The sequence below is a fragment of the Pokkaliibacter sp. MBI-7 genome (assembly GCF_029846635.1).
Taxonomy (GTDB): Bacteria; Pseudomonadota; Gammaproteobacteria; order Pseudomonadales; family Balneatricaceae; genus Pokkaliibacter.
In genome coordinates this window covers 873,795-897,956 of sequence record NZ_JARVTG010000002.1, presented here as the reverse complement: position 1 = coordinate 897,956, position 24,162 = coordinate 873,795, and the positions used below count along the sequence as shown (strand labels likewise).

The 24,162-nt window shown below is 54.3% G+C and carries 23 protein-coding genes; 9 read left to right on the top strand and 14 right to left on the bottom strand.

The features are described 5' to 3' along the window. Positions 1 to 63 precede the first annotated feature (63 nt). Positions 64 to 801, bottom strand: a complete 738-nt coding sequence (gene glnH / locus QCD60_RS23760) for a glutamine ABC transporter substrate-binding protein GlnH (protein ID WP_279789071.1) — start codon at positions 799 to 801, stop codon at positions 64 to 66. A 28-nt stretch (positions 802 to 829) separates the two neighbouring features. Between glnH and QCD60_RS23755 the strand changes: the two genes are divergently transcribed. Both QCD60_RS23755 and QCD60_RS23750 read left to right on the top strand, forming a co-directional pair. Further along, entirely contained in the window at positions 830 to 1,201 is a 372-nt protein-coding gene (locus tag QCD60_RS23755; RefSeq protein ID WP_279789068.1) for a hypothetical protein, read from the top strand. Between the two features lie 217 nt (positions 1,202 to 1,418). After that, positions 1,419 to 2,321, top strand: coding sequence for a transporter (locus QCD60_RS23750; RefSeq protein WP_279789066.1), 903 nt, complete (start codon positions 1,419 to 1,421; stop codon positions 2,319 to 2,321). A gap of 255 nt (positions 2,322 to 2,576) precedes the next feature. Here the strand turns inward: QCD60_RS23750 and QCD60_RS23745 are convergent, their stop codons facing one another. The 7 genes from QCD60_RS23745 to QCD60_RS23715 all read right to left on the bottom strand — a co-directional run bounded on the left by QCD60_RS23745 (position 2,577) and on the right by QCD60_RS23715 (position 9,507). Beyond that, positions 2,577 to 3,380 (bottom strand): cyclase family protein, encoded by an 804-nt coding sequence (locus QCD60_RS23745; RefSeq protein ID WP_279789064.1) that lies wholly within the window; start codon positions 3,378 to 3,380, stop codon positions 2,577 to 2,579. Between the two features lie 47 nt (positions 3,381 to 3,427). Then, positions 3,428 to 4,411 (bottom strand): fumarylacetoacetate hydrolase family protein, encoded by a 984-nt coding sequence (locus tag QCD60_RS23740; protein ID WP_279789062.1) that lies wholly within the window; start codon positions 4,409 to 4,411, stop codon positions 3,428 to 3,430. A gap of 9 nt (positions 4,412 to 4,420) precedes the next feature. Further along, the gene (locus tag QCD60_RS23735) at positions 4,421 to 5,614 is read right to left on the bottom strand and encodes an MFS transporter (RefSeq protein ID WP_279789060.1); all 1,194 of its coding nucleotides are present in this window, start codon (positions 5,612 to 5,614) and stop codon (positions 4,421 to 4,423) included. Positions 5,615 to 5,707: 93 nt separating this feature from the next. After that, positions 5,708 to 6,067, bottom strand: a complete 360-nt coding sequence (locus tag QCD60_RS23730) for a Rieske 2Fe-2S domain-containing protein (RefSeq protein ID WP_279789058.1) — start codon at positions 6,065 to 6,067, stop codon at positions 5,708 to 5,710. A gap of 14 nt (positions 6,068 to 6,081) precedes the next feature. Next, positions 6,082 to 7,020, bottom strand: coding sequence for a VOC family protein (locus QCD60_RS23725; protein ID WP_279789056.1), 939 nt, complete (start codon positions 7,018 to 7,020; stop codon positions 6,082 to 6,084). Positions 7,021 to 7,095: 75 nt separating this feature from the next. Next, positions 7,096 to 8,226, bottom strand: coding sequence for an FAD-dependent oxidoreductase (locus QCD60_RS23720; RefSeq protein WP_279789053.1), 1,131 nt, complete (start codon positions 8,224 to 8,226; stop codon positions 7,096 to 7,098). A gap of 111 nt (positions 8,227 to 8,337) precedes the next feature. After that, positions 8,338 to 9,507, bottom strand: a complete 1,170-nt coding sequence (locus QCD60_RS23715) for a prolyl oligopeptidase family serine peptidase (RefSeq protein ID WP_279789052.1) — start codon at positions 9,505 to 9,507, stop codon at positions 8,338 to 8,340. A 305-nt stretch (positions 9,508 to 9,812) separates the two neighbouring features. On the opposite strand from QCD60_RS23715, the gene QCD60_RS23710 reads away from it, so the two are divergent. Further along, positions 9,813 to 10,736: a LysR family transcriptional regulator gene (locus QCD60_RS23710; RefSeq protein WP_279789050.1), complete on the top strand. Its 924-nt coding sequence runs from the start codon at positions 9,813 to 9,815 to the stop codon at positions 10,734 to 10,736. 38 nt (positions 10,737 to 10,774) lie between these two features. On the opposite strand, the gene QCD60_RS23705 is transcribed toward QCD60_RS23710, so the two are convergent. The 3 genes from QCD60_RS23705 to QCD60_RS23695 all read right to left on the bottom strand — a co-directional run bounded on the left by QCD60_RS23705 (position 10,775) and on the right by QCD60_RS23695 (position 13,586). Further along, a complete protein-coding gene (locus QCD60_RS23705; RefSeq protein ID WP_279789048.1) occupies positions 10,775 to 11,959 on the bottom strand; it encodes a multidrug effflux MFS transporter in 1,185 nt (394 codons plus the stop codon). A 10-nt stretch (positions 11,960 to 11,969) separates the two neighbouring features. Next, positions 11,970 to 12,554 (bottom strand): CerR family C-terminal domain-containing protein, encoded by a 585-nt coding sequence (locus tag QCD60_RS23700; protein ID WP_279789046.1) that lies wholly within the window; start codon positions 12,552 to 12,554, stop codon positions 11,970 to 11,972. Positions 12,555 to 13,013: 459 nt separating this feature from the next. Continuing rightward, positions 13,014 to 13,586, bottom strand: coding sequence for a TetR family transcriptional regulator (locus QCD60_RS23695; RefSeq protein WP_279789044.1), 573 nt, complete (start codon positions 13,584 to 13,586; stop codon positions 13,014 to 13,016). A gap of 132 nt (positions 13,587 to 13,718) precedes the next feature. Between QCD60_RS23695 and QCD60_RS23690 the strand changes: the two genes are divergently transcribed. The 5 genes from QCD60_RS23690 to QCD60_RS23670 all read left to right on the top strand — a co-directional run bounded on the left by QCD60_RS23690 (position 13,719) and on the right by QCD60_RS23670 (position 17,965). Further along, on the top strand, positions 13,719 to 14,810 hold the full coding sequence (locus QCD60_RS23690) for an alkene reductase (protein WP_279789042.1): 1,092 nt from the start codon (positions 13,719 to 13,721) through the stop codon (positions 14,808 to 14,810). A 68-nt stretch (positions 14,811 to 14,878) separates the two neighbouring features. Next, on the top strand, positions 14,879 to 15,661 hold the full coding sequence (locus QCD60_RS23685; protein WP_279789040.1) for an SDR family oxidoreductase: 783 nt from the start codon (positions 14,879 to 14,881) through the stop codon (positions 15,659 to 15,661). Positions 15,662 to 15,733: 72 nt separating this feature from the next. After that, complete coding sequence (locus tag QCD60_RS23680) at positions 15,734 to 16,546, top strand: oxidoreductase (protein ID WP_279789037.1); 813 nt, start codon at positions 15,734 to 15,736, stop codon at positions 16,544 to 16,546. 11 nt (positions 16,547 to 16,557) lie between these two features. Continuing rightward, the gene (locus QCD60_RS23675; RefSeq protein ID WP_279789035.1) at positions 16,558 to 16,950 is read left to right on the top strand and encodes a hypothetical protein; all 393 of its coding nucleotides are present in this window, start codon (positions 16,558 to 16,560) and stop codon (positions 16,948 to 16,950) included. A gap of 10 nt (positions 16,951 to 16,960) precedes the next feature. Continuing rightward, on the top strand, positions 16,961 to 17,965 hold the full coding sequence (locus QCD60_RS23670) for an NADP-dependent oxidoreductase (protein WP_279789033.1): 1,005 nt from the start codon (positions 16,961 to 16,963) through the stop codon (positions 17,963 to 17,965). Positions 17,966 to 18,186: 221 nt separating this feature from the next. Here QCD60_RS23670 and prpF read toward each other — a convergent pair whose 3' ends face one another. The 3 genes from prpF to QCD60_RS23655 all read right to left on the bottom strand — a co-directional run bounded on the left by prpF (position 18,187) and on the right by QCD60_RS23655 (position 22,833). After that, entirely contained in the window at positions 18,187 to 19,380 is a 1,194-nt protein-coding gene (prpF, locus tag QCD60_RS23665; RefSeq protein WP_279789031.1) for a 2-methylaconitate cis-trans isomerase PrpF, read from the bottom strand. 90 nt (positions 19,381 to 19,470) lie between these two features. Further along, positions 19,471 to 22,101 (bottom strand): Fe/S-dependent 2-methylisocitrate dehydratase AcnD, encoded by a 2,631-nt coding sequence (acnD, locus tag QCD60_RS23660; protein WP_279789028.1) that lies wholly within the window; start codon positions 22,099 to 22,101, stop codon positions 19,471 to 19,473. A 33-nt stretch (positions 22,102 to 22,134) separates the two neighbouring features. Next, positions 22,135 to 22,833, bottom strand: a complete 699-nt coding sequence (locus tag QCD60_RS23655) for a GntR family transcriptional regulator (RefSeq protein WP_279789026.1) — start codon at positions 22,831 to 22,833, stop codon at positions 22,135 to 22,137. A 428-nt stretch (positions 22,834 to 23,261) separates the two neighbouring features. On the opposite strand from QCD60_RS23655, the gene QCD60_RS23650 reads away from it, so the two are divergent. After that, a complete protein-coding gene (locus QCD60_RS23650) occupies positions 23,262 to 24,143 on the top strand; it encodes a Kdo hydroxylase family protein (protein WP_279789025.1) in 882 nt (293 codons plus the stop codon). Positions 24,144 to 24,162 lie beyond the last annotated feature (19 nt).

Sequence of the window (24,162 nt, the reverse complement as noted above, 5' to 3'; positions counted from 1 at the left end):
CGGTTGCGTGGCTACCCTGCTGTGTGCTGAGGCACGCGGCCGTTCAGCTGTTACAGCCAGTGATTACTTGGGCGCTTTCTGACCAAACCACTTGACGTAAATAGCGTCGTAGCGGCCATCGGCTTTCATTTCCGCCAGCACCTTGTTGACTTTGGCCACCAGCTCGCTGCCCTTGGGGAAGGCGATGCCGTATTGCTGTGCCATCATCTGTTCACCCACCGCCTTGACCTGACCATTACCTGCCTTGTTGATGTAATACAGCACGTTAGGGGTGTCGTGCATGGCGGCATCCACACGGCCGGTGCGCAGTTCAAGGTAGGCATCATCGATGTTGGGGAATTTGCGCAGTTCAGTGCCTTTGAAATTCTTCTCGGCATAGTCAGACGCCGAGGTGCCTGTCTTCACGGCGACAGTTTTGCCCGCCAGATCTGCAGCACCAGTGATCTTGCTGTCAGCAGGGACCATCAGCAGAAAGCCGCTGTCGTAGTAACCATCAGAGAAGTCAATCACTTGCTGGCGCTCTGGCTTGATAGTGATGCCGGCCAGTGCCACGTCTACCTGACCGGTCTGCAGTGAAGGGATGATGCCGGAGAAGTCCATGGACCGTAGCTGGTAATCGAGCTTCAGTTCCGTGGCAATGGCATCCCACAGGTCAATGTCAAAACCGACATAGTGATCACCTTCCTTGAACTCGAAAGGGACGAATGCGGTATCGGTCGCCACGATCAGCTGGCTGGCGCCAGCAGTGGCCACGTTGAACGTCAGTAATGCGCCTGCGAGCAGTTTTACGAGTGTTCTCATCGACGTTTCCTCAAAAGAGTGAGTTCAAATGGTGCGTTTTCGAACAGCTTTGCTTTGTTTTTGTGCAATCATCGTTGCGCAATTTATTTATAAAGCACAAATATTTGCATTACAAAGGCGAAAGCACAGCAATGTGCACAGAGCTACTGTCCTTGAAGGGAATAGGGGCAAGGTCTGTGCCATAAAATCATCTAATGCAAAAATATTTGCTTATCTTGATGTTTTTACCTGCTGTTCAGGCGGTTTTTGGGTTGGTGACTGTCATGGGCAAGACAGATATGGCGCCTTTGTGCAAACATATTTGCAAAATGGCGTGGAGGTAATGGATCCAAACGTCCTGCAGCAAAGCGGGTGTGTGTGCTTGTCACCTGTCGGTCAGACCGTGCCGGAACGGCCATGAACTCGCGACCGAGTTTCAGGCCAATCTATCCATGACAGTGATACCTTGCATTGATTAAATGGCTTTTATCCATATTGCCAAGTCCATTAACCTGTCAAGGCAGCGCAATAAAGTCAGAGGAAAAATCGGTGTTGCATACCGAATATGATTGCTAATTCCCCATCCTCTTTTTTATTGCCGTTCATGAATAAGAATAACTCCATGAAAGAGATCCTTTATGAAAAAAGTAGCAATATGCTGCTGTCTTGCTGGTGCCGTGCCCGCAATGATGGCTACCCCGGTATTTTCTGCAGAAAACGGTAATACCCAATACGGATTAGGCAGCTCGCAATTCTATGCGGGTGCTATTCCTCCTTTCGCGGGCACTTATGCCATGTTCCAAACCAGCCAATACAGTGCCGACAAATTGAAAGATGGCAATGGCAAAGATATTCCTGCCGGCTTCAAGGTCGATGTGCTGGTAGAAACCAGCAGGCTGATCAAAGTAACTGAAACCAAAGCGGCTGGAGGTGATTTGTGGTTCCAGCTGGTCGCCCCCTACGTCATTGATCAGAAAACTCAGCTGTTTGGCGGTCAGGACAGCCGTGGCGGGCTGGCAGACATAACACTGACCGCCGGTTTGCACTGGCAGCGCGGACCGAACAGCTATGTGGTTGGCCTCGACACCGTGGCACCGACGGGCAGCTATGACGCTCATCGTCTGACCAATCCCGGCCTGAATCACTGGTCAGTGCAGCCCGTGCTGGGGTATCACTACGTCGATATGCAGCAGCCCGGCTGGGAGGCAGGTGCTGCAGCACGCTATATCGTCAACTTCGAGAATAAGGATACCGATTACCGTTCCGGCCAGGAGCTGGTGGTCGACTATGCCGCTGGCTACAACCTTAACCGCAGTCTGCGCCTCGGCGTGACGGGCTACTGGCTGAAGCAGACAACGGATGATAAGGGAGCGGGAGTCGCCGCTGATGGTAACCGCGGGCAGGCACTGGCCTTTGGCCCTTCGATTAACTGGCGTTTCAATACCGGAGCCGAGCTGAGCGTCAGCTATCAAAAAGAAACCCAAGTGAAAAATCGGGCTGAGGGTGCAAATCTCTGGCTAAATTTCGCTACGCGTTTTTAATACGCTACATCACTGATCTGATATTCATTTCCCTATTGAAAGCACTGACTAAATATCAGTGCTTTTTTTATGCCGAATAAAAACGCCAGAAACGGAAAAAGTGAAATCATTAGCAAGAAGGATGTGGCGGGTAAATAGCGAGCAGACTGCGGAAAGTAAAGTAGGTACAGAGATAAAAAAACGGATGGGTGTTAACCATCCGCAATCAGTGCAACACAGGTAAATGACGTTTGATGTGGTGTACTGTTCAAGTGGTTATTCAGCAAAGATCGCGACGGCGCGGGTAAAGCCTGCCGAGGCACCCTTGATCTTGTAAGGGAAACAGCTCACCAGAAAACCATCGGCAGGCAACTGCTCCAGATTGGCCAGCTTTTCCATCTGACCATAGCCAATATCCCGACCGGCCTTATGGCCTTCCCAGATCAGTGACGCATCGCCGCTGGCAGCGAAACGTTCGCGGGTAAACCTGAACGGGGCATCCCAGCTCCAGGCATCCGTGCCTACTACTCGCACGCCACGTTCCAGCAGATAAAGGGTTGCTTCACGGCCCATGCCGATACCGGCTTCCAGATACCCCGGCTGCCCATACACCGCTCCGGCGCGGGTGTTGACCAGCACAATATCCAGCGGCTGCAGTTGATGGCCGATACGCTGCAGTTCAGCCTCTACCTCGGCGGCGGTGACCACATAGCCATCGGGCAGATGGCGAAAGTCGAGCTTCACGCCGGGTTGCAGACACCAGTCCAGCGGCAGTTCATCGATGCCGTAAGCCGGCCGGCCTCCCTCTGTCAGAGCCGTATCGGTGACCGAGGCATAGTGCCAGGGGGCATCCATATGGGTACCGTTGTGCGGGGTAATGACCATACGTTCCGCCGCCCAGGACTCATCACCGGGCAGATCTTCCTTGTTGAGGCCGGGGAACATGCCGGCCATTTCCGCCCAGCCCTGCTGGTGATCGGTGTATTCGATCTTCGGCAGCAGTGGCGGCGGATCGGTGTAGGGGTTGTTTTCCAGGGTGACGGACAGGTCGACGATGCGACGCGTGGGGGAAGGCATCATGGTGTGGTTCTCAATTGACAGCAGAAGTGATTGCGATGGGGCATGCCTCAGCAGGCACGCACCACCTCCTGATCAATACCGCCGAACAGCGACAGGCCGTTTTCATCGCGGATGTCCATCTGAATGCGGTCGCCAAAAGCCATAAAGGGCGTGCTGGGCTGGCCTCCGCTGGCAATCATTTCAATGGCGCGGCGCTCGGAAATGCAGGCAGAACCCACCCGGCGATCCGGGTTGGAGAACGTACCTGAGCCGACCAGGGTACCTGCACTCAGGTTGCGGGTCAGGGCAGCGTGGGCAATCAGCTGATGAAAGCCAAACTGCATCGCGGCGCCACTCGGATTACCAAACCACTCACCATTCCATTGAACGGTCAGTGGCAGTGTGAGGCGGCCATCGTGCCAGTGCTCACCCAGCTCATCAGGGGTTATGGCCAGCGGCGCGAAGCTGGTCGAGGGTTTGGCCTGCAGAAAGCCAAAGCCGGTTTTCATTTCGCGCGGTGCCAGTGCGCGCAGGCTGACGTCGTTGAGTTGCACGATTAGCCTGATATGAGACAGCGCCTGTGCGGCAGAGCAGCCCATGGGTACGTCATCCACGATCACTGCTACTTCACCCTCGAAATCGATGCCATGTTGTTCGCTGGGCAACGGAATGGGGTCATAGCCGCCAATAAAGTCATCTCCGGCGCCCTGGTACATCAGTGGAATCTGCTCGATACCCTCAATCGCTGGCAGGTTGAAGGCGGTTTGCATCAGCGCCGAATGGCTGAGAAATGCTGAGCCGTCGAGCCATTGATAGGTACGTGGCAACGGTGCCGTGCAGGCACGCGGATCAAAGGCGAAACTCTCGACATCACCCTGATTCAAGGCCACATAGAGCGCGTTCAGTTCGCTGTGAACCTGCTGCCAGCGCTCCATGGCATCCAGCAGCGTCGAGGCGATGCCGTCGGCAAAGGCCGCCCGTTGCAGATCCCGGGAGACGACGATCAGGCGTCCGTCACGGCATGAGTTTGATTTCAGACTGGCCAGTTTCATAACAGCTCCTCAGGAGTCAAAAGCAACGGCAGGCGAGCGCACCGGCAATACCCGGATGACCACCAGAATGGCGATCAGCAGCTGCAGGGCAGCGATAATGGTCAGCGCATGGGGAATGACGGCAGTAACGCCGTGGGTGATGCTGAGCACCAGCAAGGGGCTGATAAATTCACCCAGAAAGATCATGGCATTGAACATGCCGGCAGCACGACCGCGCTGATCGAAGTCCACCAGCGCCATGATGCTGGTGATCAGACTCGGCAGCATGACACCCATGCCGATACCGCTGAGGGTGACAGCCAGTGTCAGCAGCAGATGCTGTGCCGCGCTGGCCATCAGCAGGCTGCCAGCGGCTGTCATGGCAAAGGCCACCATCAGCACCAGGCTGCGACGGTAATGGCTGATCAGACGAAAGGAGGCTGCGCCGATAAGAACGCCGAGCTGATTGGCGCCCATGGTCATACCGATTTTGGCCGGGTCATCAACGGACAGCAGATTCAGCAGATAGCCCGCCTGTACCGGTACGATAAACAGGCTGATACCGGCAAACAGACTGAGCAGACACAGGGGCAGGAGAGGCCGCCAGGGCATGGGTGCCAGTGTGGTATTTTCTGGATGTGAATCCGCCTGCTGTGCAGCAGGCTCCCACAGCAGAGCCGCCATTAAAGGCAGAAAGATGAAACCTGCGCTGTAAACCCAGAAGGGAATACGCCAGTCATGCTGTGCGAGTACTCCGCCCAGCGCGATAAAGATGGCGGCAGACAGCGATGTGGCAACCATTTGCAGGGCGAAGATGCGCTCACGCTGCCGACCATGAAAGTAGTCGCCCATCAGGGCGGTGCAACAGGTCATGATGCCCGCTTCGGCAATACCGATCCCGGCACGGCTGAGCACAATCAGACCCAGCGAATCGAGCCACAACGGCAGGATGCCGCACAGCGCATAGAAGCCGATGCAGATAAGCAGGCAGCGTTTGCGGCCAAAGCGATCAGCGATTGTGCCGGAGAGTGGGGCGAACAGGGCAATCATCAGTGCCGGAATCGTCAGGGAAATGGGTACCAGAGTGCTGACGTGCGGGTTATCAGCAAAATGCTGCTCCATCAAAGGCAGGACGGGGGCGAGTAATACCGCGCCCAGAATAGGCAGGCAGCAGCCTGCTAACAGAATAAACGCTTGCGGTATGCCCGCAGTTTTCTCTGACATGATTAAACCTCTTGATTTTATTGTTGTGGTTTCGGGTTTGTGAATGGCTTCAGTGATATGCCGAATAACCGCGTGCAATTACCCGGCGGGTATTCATGCCTGTATTAACTCCTCAAGATCGATATAAATATCGCCGTCCTGAATATGGGTTGTTATTCGCTGCAGGCTTTTCCCAAGACAGGGGCCGTGAATACATAGGCCCGTATCCTTTTCAAAACGGGCGCCGTGGGCGAAGCACATGATGTGTTGTCTTTTACCAGACAGAAATTTGTCTTTGCGGTACTCCATCGTCACGGGCTCATGAGGGCAGCGATTAAGATAGGCATGCACCTGCTCATCGCAGATCAGTGCCAGCAGGGCATCCTTGCCCTGCGCCAGCGGGTCGAATCCCGCGACCTCGCTGGCGTGCAGTTCAGCCAGTGAACACAATCTGAAGGGGCGTTGCAGGGCCATGGCTGCGGCTGCTGTCAGGCTGATTTGGGGGGCGGACCACCGGGCACCCATTTGGCGGCCCCGGTGAACAGGAACAGTTGCGAGGTGTCGGCACTCAGCGGTGCCTGTCGGGCGGCCCACTCATCATCATGCTTGTCCATGTCGGCGTCGTATTCGATATGGCAACCCAGCGGACTGTTGAAATACCAGAACCAGTTGGAGCCAAAGATATGGCGACCGGGGCCCCAGAAGCTGTTCCAGCCCTTGCTGGCCAGCTGGGTACCGGCCTGCAATACCTCGGTGCCGCTGCCCATATGGAAGGTGAAATGCTCACATCCTCTGACGAAGGGGGGCGTTTCGATCATGAACAGGCAGTGGTGATCATCGCTGCCTGCCGGACGCATAAAGGGGCCGACGCCTTCAAAGCGATCGGAGGTGCGAAAGCCCAGCCGTTCATAAAAGGCTTCGGCTTTGGCCGCGTTATTGACGAAGTACACCACGTGGGACAGGGTCAGGGGTCTGGCCGGACGTTGTGGGTCCACCCCAGGCTGATTCACCGGGCGCTGCGGGGTGTGTCCCGGCGTATTGGTCAGATCAGGTCGTGAATCAAGAGTGCGACGCTGGCTGACTTTGAATGCCAGTGCAAAGCCCTCGTCATCGACACTGTGCAGTGTGCCGTCTTCATCGCAGAGCACCTCGCGATCCTTGCTCAGCTCCTGCCTGATCTCATCCAGCACGCTGGCTGAGACCACACCGTAGACGGTTTCGCGTAGTGCAGGGGAGGGAATGTCGGTTTTCGGCAGTCCCGCCACATCGTCGGTATGAATTTCCACCGCTGTGCCGTCTTCAGCCTCAAAGCGTGCGCTGCTGGCGGACTGCGAAACACATTGCAGGCCGTAATCGCTGAGGAAAGCGCAGCAGGCTTCCAGCTCTTCGACGCTGAATACCAGCGTCTCCAGACCAATAATATTCATAGCATAAACCTCTATTCAGGCGAGCAGCGACAGGCGCCGCGATAACGTGCGTGTTGCTCCCGTTACGGGGAAAGGTCAGATGGGCTGCGCCAGCGCCTTGAAAGACTCGACGGTGATCTGCCCGTGTTCACGCTTGTCACCGTGTGTTATCTCGATCTGCGCCAGCCGGGCAGAGTTCTCCACCACCAGTCGGCAACGCTCCCAGCGCCGCTGATGGAACTGATCAAGCGCCTGCTGTAATGAGTCACAGCGCCCCAGTTCTTCAGCCAGCACAATGCCGCTTTCAATACCGATGCAGGCACCGGAGGCGAGGTGCGGTGTAGTGGCGGCGACGGTATCGCCAATCAGTACAATACGGCCCTGATTCCAAGGCATGGGCACCAGCAGATTGAACAGCGGGCGATAGTCGATATGGGCGTCGTCCGCGTACAGGTGTGGGATCAGCGCCTGCAGGAACGGGTCGGGGAACTGTTGCAGCAGGGCGGCCATGGCGTCCGCCCAGGTGGACGGCTCGATGTGCTCTCGGGTCGGGCGAATCTCGGTAATGAACATGTACATTCGCTCTTGCGAGCAGGGGTTCAGACCGACCTTGATACTGTCGCCCAGCCACAGCCGGGTCTGCTGGAACTCAGCAGGGCGCGGGAATACCGCTCGCCATACGCCCTGACCGACGTATTCCGGCGCGGGCAGTTGCGGGAACAGTTGCTGACGCAGCTGGGAATGCAGTCCTTCAGCACCGATGACCAGATCGTACTGGGCTGATGAGCCATCACTGAACTGGACTGCAACGCTGTCACCCTGCTGTTCCATGGACTGATAACTGATACCAAGACGCACCTCGGCACCGCTGGCCAGCACCTTGTCTGCCAGAATCTTGCCCAGTACCGGGCGCAGAATGCCCCCTTCGCCCTTGATGTCAGAGCCTACCGCAGGGCCAACGGACAGGGTGGCAATCTTTTGCCCTGCAGGCGTGACCAGATCGGCATCTTCCGAAGTAAAACCCTGCTGCTGGAAGGCCTCATAGACCCCCAGTCGGCTGAGAGCACGTAATGTGGCAGCACCCAGAGAAATACCAGCGCCTTCGGGGCGCCAGTCGGGGTCGCGCTCGATCAGGTCAACGGTAATACCCTGTTTGCGTAGTTCAATAGCGGCGGCAATGCCGGAAAAGCCACCGCCAACGATAAGCACCTTGTTAACTGCGGTCATAACCACCTCGTCTTGTTGTTCTTGGTATCGGAGTGCATGGGGTGACGACGCCTGTCAGTACCACATTGATGCGGCACTGTTCAGGCGTGATCAGCGATAACGGAGCGTGGCTCAGTGCGGTGGCAATGCGGTGTGGCCACCGAGGGTCTCAGCGACCCAGTCAGCAATGTACTGACCGGCATTCACTGAATTGTCGAAGCTGGAATGCTGCACACCGCCCTCACGTTCGGTGAAGATTTTCAATTCACGTTTGGGCGAGTTAATCAGCTGGTCGTAAGTACGTTGTGCCCAGTGCACCGGAATCTGCGAGTCCTTGCTGCCATGGGTAACGAGGAAGGGCACCTTGATTTTTTCGATGACACCATCGAGGTGGACGTTTTCGGCGATGGCCATAAACTCGTCCATGTCCTTTGCTCCCCACACCCAGCGCACATGCTCCCAGTAGTGAGGCACCGGGAAGCTGCCTTCACGCGCCAGACGCTTTTTCTGTACATCACGCCAGTCATGGTTGGCGCCCCACACCACACCGCAGGCAAAGCGTGGCTCGAATGCCACCGTGCGCGGGCAGTAATAGCCCCCCAGTGATACGCCTTCGCAGCCAATGTGGCTGGCATCGACGTCGTCACGTTGCTCCAGCCAGTCAACCACCTTGCTGGCCCAGACTTCGGTGTTGTAGACCGCATGCAGCCCCTGCAGGCGGATAGCCTCGCCGGTGCCGGGCTGGTCGAGAATCAGCGATGAAATACCGCGTCTGGCCAGCCATTGCGGCAGGCCAACGCGGTATTTCATCTCCTTGGTGGAATCCAGACCGTTGAGCTGCACCAGCAAGGGGGCCGGGCCTTCCACGTTCTCGGCACGTACCAGCAGACCGGAAAGGTGTTTGTCCTGATAGGGGATCTCGACCCGTTCGCAGTTTTCGCCGCCCAGCTCGATACCCCGGCGGAATGTCGTCTGTACGCGCTGGTAAAGCTCTGCACGGCCTGCTGAATTAGCGCCTTGCAGGCGCTCAGCGGTGAGGTAATAGATCGCGGCGCGATTGTATTTCTCCGCCGCTGAATAAAGACGTCCGCGTTGTTCATCCTCAATTGCCAGTTCGCACAATTTATCGGCCATTTTGGCCCAGGTCTGACGAAAGGCCTGAGAGGCGGCAGCATCGGGTTTGTCGGCATATTCTTTCAGGGGAGAACACATCTCTTCTATTTCACCAATTCTTGCTCCCATTTCGATAGCCAGATTGATGGACAGATCCCAGACGTAATTGGTGGGGAAATAACGGAACATAGCCGACTCCGAATTAGAATTGTTTTTATATCGCAGAGTGGCGCAATACATTCGCCATAGACTTATTGGTGAATACTGCGCTCTGCAGGAATAGAGGCATCCTAAGCAAAGCCCGGCTATTTTTTAAATTGATAATACGGGTTGGATATATTGATGAGATCGATTCATCGGCGAGGTGGGAATAGTCTTGTGCTATGCGTATCGACGGGCTAGCGTATGGATCCATAGATCCTGTCGATGGTTGTCTTTCGATCTATAGCTAAGATCGATGCATTGCAGGGTGGCACCGAAAGGAATAACAACAAATGCACTTTCGCAAACTTGATCTGAACCTGCTGGTGGCGCTTGACGCGCTGATTCGTAAAAAGAGCGTCAGTCTGGCGGCAGAAGAACTGCACCTCAGTCAGTCGGCCATGAGTAATTCGCTGTCACGTCTGCGCAGCTACTTCAATGATGAGCTGCTGACTCAGGTGGGGCGCAAAATGCTGCTGACGCCGCTGGCAGAAAAGCTGGAGCTGCCGGTCAGAGACATTCTGGTGCGCATTGATGCGTCGATTACCCTGAAGCCAGAGTTTGACCCGCAGACCACTGACCGCACTTTTCGTATCTGCGTGTCCGACTTCATCCTCAATACCCTGGTGCCCAGCGCCATGCAGGTAGCGCGCGAGCAGCAGAGCCGCGTACGGTTCAATTTCGTACCACAGGTGATTGATCCGAAGAAAGAGCTGGAGCGGGGCGAGGCCGATATGCTTATTTTGCCTGACGTGTTCTGCTCTTCCGAGCATCCGACTGAATCGGTGCTGACCGATGAACTGGCCTGCATCGTGTGGCAGGGCAGTCCGCTGGCAACAGGAGATATGACGCTGGAGCGGTTTATCTCGGCTGGCCATGCCATCATGCAGCCACCGGACTCCAACCCGTCGTTTGAGACACATAATTACGAGCGCTCTGATCTGCGCCGGCGCATAGAAGTGCAGACCTACAGCTTTTCCTGCCTGCCCAGCGTGATTATCGGCACGGATCTGATCGCTACCCTGCAGCGCCTGTTAATCGACAGGGCCATCAACTGCGGCATGCCGCTCAGGGTATTCCCGACCCCAGTGCCAATACCACCGCTTAACGAATGCATGCAGTGGCATAAGCACCAGAACAACGATCTGGGCATTCTCTGGTTACGGGGCTTAATGCGGGAAGCGGCCCGGCGGTTACGGCAGGCCATGTCTGAATAAGAGCGGTATAAGAAAGGGGAGCGGGTATGCAGCGATGGCTAGTGCCGACGTGACAGGAACAGGGCGATGCCCCAGCACAGCAGCGCGACCAGCATGCAGCCCAGCATTGCACAGGCTATGAGCAGCGCACTGCTAAAGACCAGCGGAACGACAATGCCGGAAATCAGCGAGAACACCAGCATCTGAAAGAAGTTCAGCAGTGAAGAAGACAGACCGCGCAGACTGGGGAAAATATCCAGCGTCTTCATACTCATGATGGGCAGCGCCAGACCCAGGCCGAAGGTGTATAGCATGATCGGCAGCACCACCCAGGGCAGCTCTGCAGCAAAAAAGCGGTTATAGGTGACATTGGCCAGCGTCGCCACAGCCATGGCACCGAGGCCCAGTGCCAGCAGGCTGTTGCTGCTAACACGATGAGCCAGTCTGGCATTGGTTGCCGAGCCCAGTATCATGCCGCCAATCATGGGGACGAACAGCCAGGCGAAGGCGGTTTCAGGCTTGTGCAGGATATCCATGACGAAGCTTGCCGCAGCAGAAATGTAGATCGCCATGCCACCAAAGGCCGCTGAGTACGCCAGTGCTCTGAACAGAAACTGTGGATGCGTCAGTGCCGTCAGATAGTTGCGTGTCAGGGTCGTCGGGTGGAATGGGGTACGTGCTGCTTCAGGCAGGCTTTCCTGCAGCCAGATAACGGAGGACAGCAGAAGCAGGGCGCCAATCAGTGCCATGAAGTAGAAGCCCGACTGCCAGCCAAAATGCTGCTGCAAAAAACCTCCGGCAATCGGTGCCACCGCAGGCGCCAGCCCAAACACCATCATGATGTGCGACATCAGTTTCTGTGCCTCTGCACCGGAAAAACGATCACGGGTAATGGCAAAACTGATAACCAGCCCGCCGCCAGCTGACAGCCCCTGCAATACACGACAGACCAGCAGCCATTCAAAACTGGGTGACAGCGCGGCTCCGACGGAAGCAAGGGTAAACAGGATCAGTGACCCGAGAATCACCGGGCGCCGGCCAAAGGAGTCCGACAGAGTGCCGTAGAACAGGCTCATGGCGGAAAACGCCAGCAGATAGACGCTCAGCGATTGCTGTACCTGCGTCATGCTGATGGAAAACTGGTTTGCAATGGCAGGAAAGGAGGGGAGAAAGGTATCGGTGGCAAAGGGGCCGATCATAGTCAGGCCAGCCAGCACCAGCGTCAATATCCATGTATTCATCATTAGTCCTGCGTCAGTGGTGCTGAATAGCATTGAGGGTAAAGGTGTAAATGTGGGTCGCTAGCTGTTCTATGCCCTGTTCGTCGTAGCTGAGCCCCGGGGCAATCACATCATTCAGGGGCCGGTTACTCAGGTAGAACAGGCACTGTCCTATCAGACTGAAGTTGATCTTCTGTACTTCTTCATCGCTGAGGCTGCGCCCCGCCAGCGTCGTCACCAGTTCGGCGAGGTAGCGATGCTGAGGTTTGATGTCCTGCTCGATAATGTTGCTCAAGGCACTGGTGGGGCTGGTCAGCTCGCCGGCAATCAGCCTGGTCAGATAGGTATTGGGCGTTGGCTGCAGCAGGTTCTGCAGGAAGGAGAGAATGAACTGATAGAGCCGCTGCTCGGCACTCAGGTGCTGGTTGACAATGCGTTGTTCTGCCAGGGGCTGATTCTCGTTATTGCGGGCGTAGTCGATGGCAGCGAGATAGAGCTTTTCCTTGCTGCCGAAGTAGTACTTGACCATCGAGACATTAACGTCTGCCTGCTCGCAAATCATTCTGACCGAAGTGCCTGCAAAGCCACGGGTGACAAATAGCTCTAGTGCGGTGAGCAAAATGCGCTGCTGCACAGAGTCCGATGGAAGAGTCGTAATAGGGGGCATCTCAATTCAAACGGCTGTTTAATAATGGCCGGCACCATATCAAACACTCGTTTGATTCTCAAACGCCTGTTTGACACAGGACTGTTGCAGAAGATCGTGGACAGATGCTCAGACGCTGCTGGTATTGCTTCTGTGGTTTGAGTAACGGTCACTTTTGGCCGGCGCTGGAGAGTGCAGGGGCAGATGAAACTCTCTGCGCCTGTTGAACTGTGATTGGAGGTCTGAGCCATATACGTTGGCTGGAGGTGTCGCTGCTTTGTAAAAATAGATATATGAGGTCAGTGATACTGTTGTTTTGTGAGACAGGGTGCCAGATATGCAAGGACTTCACCCTATCTCCAGCTAGGCAACAGATGAACGTCACCGAATAGCTAACGTGGTCTTGTATTTTCAGCGCTGTATCTACTCTGCTCATGCCTGACCAGACAGGCCAGCGATACTGTCAAGACAGGCTTCCAGGATTTCATCAGCGAGTGGTGAGTCTTGTGGGCAGGATCGTGATAAGACTATTGCTCCTACTGCCTGTGCTATTAATGCTATTTGCCTGGCGCGGCTTTGATTTACGTCTGCTCCGGTCAACTCCGCGTTTTTACTTGCCAGTATTGCCAGCTGTTTTTCAATGCCAGCAGCAAATGTTTCCTTAACTGATTCAGTTTGGCGTGACGCATCTGTGCAAAGTGCCGCCATGGTACATCCGTTGCCAGGCGCATCACGGTGCTCAGGTGACAGATAGTATTTTACAAAGTCAGCAATATTTGCCTTTGAGCTTAGTACTGCGGAATGCTCAAAACTGAACGCAGCTGCCTCTGCCATCAAGTCTGCTTTAGACCCAAAATGCTTGTAAAACCCACCGTGAGTAAAACCAGCTGTCGCCATTAGTTCTGCGACTCCTACACCATCGTAGCCACGCTCGCGAAACAGCACCGATGCCGTTTCAACAATGTGCTGACGGTTTTCGAGTGCCTGTGCTTTTGTGACTTTCATACCAGCCTATCTCTGATTGCGAAACGATCGCTGAAGTATACTTTGATTATGACCATAATCAAAACTGTTGACTATTTAGATTATGATCATCATCATTGCGACTGACATTGTTCCAACAACGGAAATGCAAAAATGACAGACCTCGCTCTATTTCAGCCTTACAAGCTTGGCTCGCTTACTCTCGCTAATCGCTTTGTAATGGCCCCACTAACACGTAACCGTGCTGGTGCTGGATTGGTCCCTAATGAGTTGGCCGCAACATACTATGCGCAGCGCGCATCCGCGGGCCTGATCATTACCGAAGCCACACAAATCTCTCCGCAAGCACAGGGTTATCAGGACACCCCGGGGCTCTACACACCGGCGCAAATTGCTGGCTGGCGTAAGGTGACTGACGCTGTGCATGCCAAAGGTGGAAAGATCTTCGTCCAGCTCTGGCATGTTGGTCGTATCTCTCATGTTGACTTGCAACCCAATGGCTCAGCACCTGTCGCGCCTTCAGCGATTCGAGCTGAAACCAAGGTGTTTGTGAACAATAGCTTTGCCGAAACCTCTGAGCCTCGTGCACTGGAAATAGATGAAATTCAAGACATCATTGAGGATTTCCGACAGGCCGCTGCCAACGCAATTCAAGCAGGTTTTGATGGTGTAGAAGTTCATGGCGCCAATGGTTATCTGCTGGAGCAATTCCTTAAAGATGGGGCGAATCAGCGGACCGATTCCTATGGTGGTTCGGTTGAAAATCGTGCTCGCCTGCTATTAGAAGTCACTAAAGCTGTCAGCGAAGAGATTGGTGCAGAGCGCACTGGTGTTCGTATTTCCCCTGTTTCACCTGCAAATGCTATTTCTATTAGCAATCCACAGGAACAATACGACTACGTGGCAGATGAGTTGAATAAGCTCGGCATTGTGTATCTGCATGTTGTCGAAGGTGCAACAGCTGGCCCGCGCGATAACGTGCCGTTTGATTATGACTCACTACGTCAACGCTTCAAGAACACCTACATGGGGAATAATGGCTATAACACAGAGCTGGCGTCTGCTCAGTTAGCTAAGGGAAAGGCAGATCTGTTTGCACTTGGTCGCCCATTTATCTCAAATCCTGATTTAGTTGAAAGATTGAAATTAAACGCACCGTTGAATGAGCTTGATGCAACAACACTGTATGGTGGTAGTGCAAAGGGTTATACCGATTACCCCATGCTTTCTGATACTCATTCCTGAGAATTAAAGTATTCGAAATGCTCTTTGTGTTTTGCAATGGTTATCTGAATACATAGTGAGTCACTGATATGTCTAATTCTACAGTCCTTATTACTGGCGCCTCTACGGGTATTGGTGCTGTGTACGCTGATCGATTTGCGCGCCGGGGTCATGATCTTGTGATTGTGGCCCGTGATCAGTCAAGGCTTGAAGCACTGGCTGTGCGGTTACGGCAGCAATACAGCATCAATGTTGATGTATTAAACGCTGATTTGACTAAATCCAGCGATCTTGCTTTGGTTGAGGAACGTCTGAAAAACGATACTCATATCGACACGCTGATTAATAACGCTGGTGTTGCCCAGTCGGGTAGTTTTGTTGAGCAGACACCGGAGCTAATTGAAAAACTGATTGCTCTGAATATCACCGCTTTAGCAAGACTCGCTGCCGCTGTATCACCTCGATTTGCCCAGCAAGGGAAAGGCTTTATTGTCAACATCTCTTCTGTCGTTGGCCTGGCACCTGAATACAAAATGTCTGTGTACGGGGCGAGTAAAGCGTTCGTCTTATTTTTATCTCAAGGCATGCATCAGGAATTGTCATCGAAAGGTGTCTATATCCAGGCTCTACTTCCAGCAGGTACTTACACCGAAATATGGGAGCGTGCTGGCATCGATATAAGTAATTCCTCCCCAATGATGGACGTGAACGAACTCGTTGATGCAGCACTGGTAGGTTTTGATAGGCGAGAGCTCGTCACTATTCCACCTTTACACAATGATACCCGTTGGGAATCGCTCGATATGGCAAGAAAAGAACTGCTTTCCGATATCAAAATGTCAGAAGCAGCTACCCGATATAAGGCAATTTAAGTAGCAATAAAGCCATGGCTAATTGCCCCTCAAAGACGTTGTTAATTATAAACCTGCCAAAGGAATTAAATCATGACTGATAAACTTGTCGCACTGGTAACGGGAGCCTCATCGGGAATCGGTGAGGCTACAGCTATCAAACTGCTGGCAGCAGGCTACAGCGTCTACGGCACCAGCCGGCGAGGGGCAACATCAAGTAACTCACGCTTTCCAATGCTATCGCTCGATGTAACAAATGATGAGTCCGTTACAGCTGCTGTTGATCAGTTGCTTCAGCTTGAGGGGCGTATCGATCTTTTGGTGAACAATGCTGGATTTGGATTATCCCCGGCAGGTGCAGAAGAAAGCTCCGTTGAGCTAGCCAAGGCCCTGTTTGACACCAACTTCCATGGCATCGTCAGAATGACACGTGCCGTAGTACCGCAAATGCGTCGCCAGGGTAGCGGCAGAATAATCAACATCGGGTCTATTCTTGGTGTTGTTCCCGTTCCCTACGCGGCTCTTTATTGTGCCAGTAAGCATGCCGTCGAGGGGTACTCAGAAGCGCTGGATCATGAGCTGCGTACGCAAGGTATCAGGGTCTCAGTAATTGAGCCTGCGTATGTGAAAACGAAATTTGAAGCCAATAATATCGAACCTGACGCAAAGATGAGCGAGTACGACGTTATTCGAGCGAAGTTGGTTCATGTCGTCAGTGAGGCTATGGCTAATGCTGACGAGCCAGAGGTGGCTGCGAATGTGGTGGTAAAAGCGGCAACAGCTTCACATCCAAAGCTACGCTATACCTCTGGAAAAACCGCGCGTTTGTTTAAGTTTTTACGCCGTTTTGCCCCTGATTCAGTATTGGATAAAGGGATTCGTAAAAATTTCAAACTTGATACTTAAGGAAAAATCCAGTGACCTTTCGGCATGTGGCAATAACGACCGCTCTCTTATTTATGGTTTTGGCAGTCGCGTGGATGTTTTTTCCTCAGCAAATGCTGGCTCAATGGGGAATAGAGTTTAGCGACGGTGCAGGTGTTATGTGCCGCCGTGGTGCAGCGTTTTATGCAGGTATTGCTTTCATTTTATTCATGGCGAGAAGAGTTGAGCAACATTCAACCCAGGTAGTACTAATTCAGGGAATGGTCACTATCTGTACTATACTCATAATACTAGCTATTTATGAATGTATTACCGGCCATGCCAGCTATCAGATACTCGCTGCTGCGGTAATAGAATTGATCATAGGACTGGCATTTCTTTATGCCCGTAATACTCCTGGCAAGGCCAAAAAAATTAGCAGATGAGAAATGTAAAATGAAAGCAGTCATTTTAAAGAAATACAGTAAGTCATCACCTGTTATTGAGTTTGGCGATGTTGAAAAACCACAAATAGAACCAAACGAAATGCTAGTACAGGTCCATGCTGCAGGGGTAAATCCCATAGACAACATGATACCGACCGGAATGTTCAAGCCAGTGCTCCAGTTTAAGTTACCAGCAACTCTGGGGAGTGATCTTGCCGGTATCGTGGTTGCGGTGGGTAGTAAAGTGACTCGTTTCAAGCCCGGTGATGCTGTTATGGCCAGTATCTTTGACCTTGGCATCGGCTCTTTCGCTGAATTTGCCGTTGTGCCAGAACATACCGCCGCATTAAAACCAGAAAATATGGATTTTGTGCAGGCTGCATCCATCCCCATGGTCGGTTTAACGTCATGGCAGGCATTGAAAGAGCGCGCCAGTCTCAAGCCTGGCCAGAAGATTTTTATTCCCGCCGGTTCGGGTGGCATCGGCAGCATGGCCATTCAGTTAGCTAAGCATTTTGGTGCCAGAGTGGCGACCACAACCAGCACTGGCAATATTGCATGGGTCGAAAGTCTTGGTGCAGATGAAACAATTGACTATACCCAGCAAAATTTTGAACAACTCCTGCAAGGTTACAATCTGGTGCTGGGCACCGTGAGGGGAGATGTAATTGAAAAATCAGTTAGTATTCTAAAGCCCGGCGGTAAAATTATATCGCTGGTTGGACCACTCGACGCGGCTTTTGCGAAATCACGGAAACTCAATTTTATGCTGAAGTTTGTATTTGGCTTAATGAGCAAAAAAATCATTGGTTTAGCTAAAAAACGTAATGTCAATTATGAGTTTCTGTTCGTGCGCCCAGATGGTATCCAGCTGAGTGAAATTGGAAAATTGATTGAATCTGAAAAAATTAAGCCGGTAATTGATAAGGTATTCCCATTTGAGGAAACAAAGGAGGCATTAGCTTATCTTGCTAAAGGACATGCTAAAGGCAAGGTTGTGATTAAGATCGTGTAATGCCGCTTGTGCAGTATGGCGTATATGACCCGAAGCGACATGTGTGAGTGGAAAGGGGAGCGAATGGAGGTGTTGTCCTTGTGCGAGCGGCATCCGCTGCACAGTGAATAAGCCTGTCAGGCTAACGCATAGTGTTGCATGAAGAATACAGACGAAGTGCACGGCGGGTGCGCTTCGTCTGCTCTGCAAAGCAGGGTGTGGAAGGATGAGGCTAAACGAGTCTAGAAACTGTCTCCCGGTACCCTGACCCAGCCTTCCATCAGTACACGGGCACTGCGGCTCATGATGGCTTTGGTCACCTGCCACTGGTCTCCGTTTCTTACCGCTTCAGCGCCCACGCGCAAGGTGCCGGACGGGTGGCCGAACCGCACCGCATTGCGCTCGCCACCGCCTGCTGCCAGATTCACCAGCGTGCCGGGAATGGCGGCGGCAGTACCGATGGCTACCGCGGCGGTGCCCATCATGGCATGGTGCAGCTTGCCCATGGACAGCGCCCGCACCAGCAGATCAACATCGGCTGCTTTCACTTCTTTACCGCTGGATGCCACGTAATCTCTGGGTTTGGCAACAAAGGCCACTTTGGGTGTGTGCTGGCGGGTAGCGGCTTCCTCTACTGATTTGATCAGCCCCATACGAATGGCACCGTGCGCCCGGATAGTTTCAAAACGGGCGAGGGCGTCGGCATCACCGTTGATGGCTTCCTGCAGCTCGGTGCCGCTGTAACCCAGCTCTTCCGCATTGAGGAAGATGGTGGGAATGCCAGCATTGATCATGGTGACCCTGAATGTGCCCACCCCCGGCACTTCCAGATCATCCACCAGTTGGCCGGTGGGGAACATGGCACCACCCCCTTCGCCATCACCCTCATCAGCAGGATCAAGAAATTCCAGTTGTACTTCAGCAGCAGGGAAGGTCACGCCATCCAGTTCAAAGTCACCGGTTTCCTGCACTTCGCTATCGGTGATCGGCACGTGAGCGACGATGGTCTTGCTGATATTGGCCTGCCAGATACGGACCGTGCAGATGCCGTTTTGTGGAATGCGATCTGCATCAACCAGCCCGCTGGCAATGGCAAAGGGGCCAACGGCAGCAGACAGGTTGCCGCAGTTGCCGCTCCAGTCGACAAAGGCTTTGTCGATGGCGACCTGCCCGAACAGATAATCAACATCGTGATCCGGACGTGTGGATTGGCTCAGAATGACGGTTTTGCTGGTACTGGAAGTGGCCGCTCCCATGCCATCAATCTGCTTGGCATAGGGGTCAGGGCTGCCAATGACGCGCATCAGCAGCGCATCGCGGGCAGTGCCCGGCACCTGACAGCGTTCCGGTAAATCCTGCAGACGAAAGAAAACACCTTTACTGGTGCCGCCACGGATATAGGTAGCGGGGATTTTTACCTGAGGAGCATGGGGCATGATGGGGTTCCTGAGCTGTAACAACGTCGTGGCCTGATGAAGTCTGACAGGGCATGAGTGTGATAGGGTCATGCCCTGTCCGGCTCAGACTTACGCCACTTCCGATTCCAAAAAGTCCTGAGCGAAGCGCTGCAGCACGCCGCCCGCTTCGTAGATCGACACCTCTTCTGCAGTATCCAGACGGCAGGTGACGGTCACTTCGATGCGTTCACCGTTTTGACGATGCACCACCAGTGTCAGGTCAGCACGCGGTTTGCGCTGGCCAGTGACGTCATAGGTTTCTGTGCCGTCGAGGCCCAGCGTCTTGCGGGTGGTGCCGGGTTTGAATTCCAGAGGCAGCACACCCATACCGATCAGGTTGGTGCGGTGAATACGCTCAAAGCCTTCCGCCACAATGGCCTCGACACCCGCCAGACGCACGCCTTTGGCAGCCCAGTCGCGGGATGAACCCTGACCGTAGTCGGCACCTGCCACGATGATCAGCGGCTGTTTGCGGTTCATGTAGGTTTCGATGGCTTCCCACATGCGCATCACCGTGCCATCGGGTTCGACGCGGGCCAGAGAACCTTTCTTCACTTCACCTTCAACGACGGCCATCTCGTTAACCAGCTGAGGGTTGGCGAAGGTGGCACGCTGGGCGGTCAGGTGGTCTCCGCGATGGGTGGCATAGGAGTTAAAGTCTTCCTCCGGCAGACCCATTTTGGCCAGATATTCACCTGCTGCTGAGCTGGCCAGAATGGCATTAGAAGGCGACAGGTGATCGGTGGTGATGTTGTCGGGCAGCACGGCCAGCGGGCGCATACCCTTGAGGGTTCGCTCACCTGCCAGCGCTCCTTCCCAGTAGGGCGGACGGCGGATGTAAGTGCTCATCGGGCGCCACTGGTACAGAGGATCAATCTGCTCTGCCTTGTCATCCTGTCTGGCAAACATGGGGATATAGACCTGACGGAACTGCTCAGGTTTGACCGCGGCTTTTACCACTGCATCGATTTCCTCGTCGGTCGGCCAGATGTCCTTGAGGCGAATTTCTTTGCCGTCAACCACGCCCAGCACGTCTTTCTCGATATCAAAGCGTATGGTGCCGGCGATGGAATAGGCCACGACTAGCGGTGGTGAGGCGAGAAATGCCTGCTTGGCATAGGGATGGATACGGCCATCGAAGTTACGGTTACCTGACAGTACCGCCGTGGCGTACAGATCACGGTCGATGATTTCCTGCTGGATCTTCGGATCAAGCGCACCGGACATGCCGTTACAGGTGGTGCAGGCAAAAGCGACGACACCAAAGCCCAGTTTATCCAGCTCGGCTTCAAGGCCTGACTCCTGCAGGTACAGCTGTACCGCTTTGGAGCCGGGTGCCAGTGAGGTCTTGACCCAGGGCTTGCGCACCAGTCCGTATTTATTGGCATTGCGTGCCAGCAGGCCCGCGGCAATCACGTTGCGCGGGTTACTGGTATTGGTGCAGCTGGTGATGGCGGCGATGATCACCGCGCCGTCCGGCATCAGGCCTTCAGCCTCTTCGGCTTTGGCTTTATCCAGATCGACGGCAATACCCCGCTCGGCCAGTGCAGAAACCGGCAGGCGGCGATGGGGATTGGAGGGGCCCGCCAGTGTGCGTACCACCGTAGACAGGTCAAAATGTAGCGTGCGCTCGAACTCCGCGTCTTTCAGCGTGTCTGCCCACAGGCCCGCTTCTTTGGCGTAGGTTTCCACCAGTTTGACCTGATCCGCATCGCGTCCGGTCAGGTTCAGGTAATCAATGGTTTGCTGGTCAATGTAGAACAGTGCCGCCGTGGCGCCGTATTCCGGGGCCATGTTGGAAATGGTGGCACGGTCGCCGAGTGTCAGAGCTGCAGCGCCTTCGCCACGGAACTCTAGATAGGCACCGACCACCTTTTCCTTGCGCAGGAATTCCGTCAGGGACAGCACCACATCGGTAGCCGTGATACCGGGCTGAGGTTTGCCTGTCAGTTCAACCGCGATGATATCGGGCAGTCGCATCCATGAAGCACGGCCGAGCATAACGTTTTCGGCTTCGAGGCCGCCGACACCTACGGCAATCACGCCCAGTGCATCCACGTGAGGAGTATGGCTGTCGGTGCCAACGCAGGTGTCGGGATAGGCCAGACCGTTGTCGTTGTGAATGACCGGCGACATTTTCTCCAGATTGATCTGGTGCATGATGCCGTTGCCGGGAGGAATCACGTCCACATTCTTGAACGCCTGCTTGGTCCAGTTGATGAAGTGGAAACGGTCATCATTGCGGCGGTCTTCCACCGCACGGTTCTTGCTGAAAGCATCCTGCTCGAAACCAGGGTGTTCAACGGCCAGTGAGTGGTCAACGATCAGCTGGACTGGCACCACCGGGTTGACCTTGGCGGGGTCACCGCCCTGATCGGCAATGGCATCACGCAATCCGGCAAGATCCACCAGCGCAGTCTGGCCAAGAATGTCGTGACACACCACGCGGGTAGGGAACCAGGGAAAGTCCAGCTCGCGTTTGCCTTCAACGATCTGGGTCAGGCACTCGGTCAGCATCGCCGGGTCACACTTGCGTACCAGGTTTTCAGCGTGAATGCGTGATGTGTAAGGCAGGCGTGCCCATGCTCCGGGCTGGATGGCTTCTACTGCGGCACGGGTGTCGAAATACTCCACAGAGGCACCGGGCAGGGGCTTGCGATACTGGGCGTTGACGGGAAGGGGGGTGTTGTTATGGGTCATCGCTAATCACTCCTTCAGAGTGTTTTTTGTCTTTTAACGCTCTGCTTGGCGTTCGATCTGTCGTTCGATGTTGCGGCGGGAGGCGCTGATATGACGGCGCATCAGCATCTCTGCCAGCTCACCATCGCCTTCGGCAATGGCGTCGAGAATCCGGTGATGTTCGGCAAATGCCTGTCGTGGCCGATTGGGCGTTGCCGAGTATTGAATGCGGTACATCCGCGCCAGCTGATAAAGCTCGTTGCAGAGAATGCGGATCAGCATCTGATTGCCGGTACCCTGCACGATGCGATAGTGGAAGTCGTAGTCGCCTTCCTGCTGGTAGTAGCCACGGCCCGCCTGAAAGGCTTCATCCTGTTCATGGGCGTCCAGTACGCGGCGCAGCTCTTCTATTTCATGGGGTTGCATTCGCTCCGCCGCCAGCCGGCAGGCCAGCCCTTCCAGTGATTCGCGCACCTGATACAGCTCAATCAGCTCTTCATGGCTGAGTGAAACGACCCGTGCGCCAACGTGAGGAATGCGTACCAGCAGCTTTTGTCCTTCGAGACGGCTCAACGCCTCACGCAGCGGGCCACGGCTGATGCCATAGGTACGGGCCAGTTCAGGCTCGGAAATTTTGCTGCCGGGCGCCATCTCGCCCTTGACGATGGCGGTCTGCAGCTTGCGGAAAACATGGTCCGACAAAGTTTTGTCGTCGTGGCTGTCAGGCAGCATCGGGCTGAGGATTTTGCTCATAGTGTTTTCAGTGGTGTTAACAATCATCAATGAAAGGCATTTTCTGGAGGTTAAAAAAGCAGATGAGGAGATTATTGTCAACAATGTGTGGGATTTGAAGCGAACTGAATTCTTGAAATTCGACTAATTGTCAACAATCAGCGTGAATATTAGCCCCGTTCTTAGTAGTGCATGTTCGCAGTCAGCTGTGCGCTATTTGTCCATAAAAGCTCCGCTAATCTTCCGTCTTTTCAAATGTAGTGATTGATACGATATTCGCCCGGACCTTGAAGGAATAGGGGATGTATCCAGCTGTCGCGTCGCCGCCAGCACTATGCACTGACTGCCTGTGCGATGAAGTGTAGCGTCTCATGGCTGCAGCCTGACTGCCAGCTGTGCATCCAGAGCGCCCCTCAAGGATTGTTTTACCCCACGTACGGCGCGCAATTATGACTCAATCACAGATTCTTGAAGTGACCTCCAGTGACTGGCATGGTCAGGATTTGCCCATCTCTCGCCAGCAGATGCTGGAGGCGCTTGAAAGCGGCAAGGTATTGTACTTCCCCAGACTGAACTTCAGCCTGCAGAGCAATGAAGCTCAGTTACTTGACCCTGCTATCGCTGACCCCAAACGTAAAAATATCAGCCTTGCCGCTAACGGTGGCGAGCTGCACGGTGTTCTGGCCGATGACAAAAAACAGGCGGTACGTGAGCTGGTGGGACGTTTCCAGCAACAGGCCTGTACGCTGGTAGAAGGGCTGTTTCCTGAGTATCGGCAGGGCCTGCGCACGGCACCGACCAGTCTGCGCCTGATGCAGGTGGAAGGGCGGCAAACCTCCTGGCGCAAGGATGACAGCAGGCTGCATATTGATGCCTTTCCCTCTAGGCCTAACTATGGCGAGCGGATCTTGCGGGTGTTTGCCAACGTCAATCCGGGCGGCGCGCCACGAGTGTGGCGGGTCGGTGAGCCCTTCGAGCAGGTGGCAAAGCGCTTTCTGCCGAAGATCAAATCACCGTTGCCGGGCTCGGCCAGACTGCTGCACTGGTTACATATCACCAAGCGTCCACGCAGTCGCTATGACCACCTGATGCTCAATCTGCATGACGCCATGAAGGCCGATATGGAATACCAGCGCAGTTGTAATCAGGAAACCATGCCGTTTCCGCAGGGGGCCGTTTGGATCTGCTTCTCTGATCAGACCTCCCATGCCGTAATGTCCGGTCAGCATATGCTGGAGCAAACCTTCTTCCTGCCAGTTAAGGCCATGGCCAGACCCGACTGGGCACCGCTGGGTATCCTGCAGCGCTTGCAGGGGCGGGCGCTGGTATAACCTCATTACCTGATCTTTC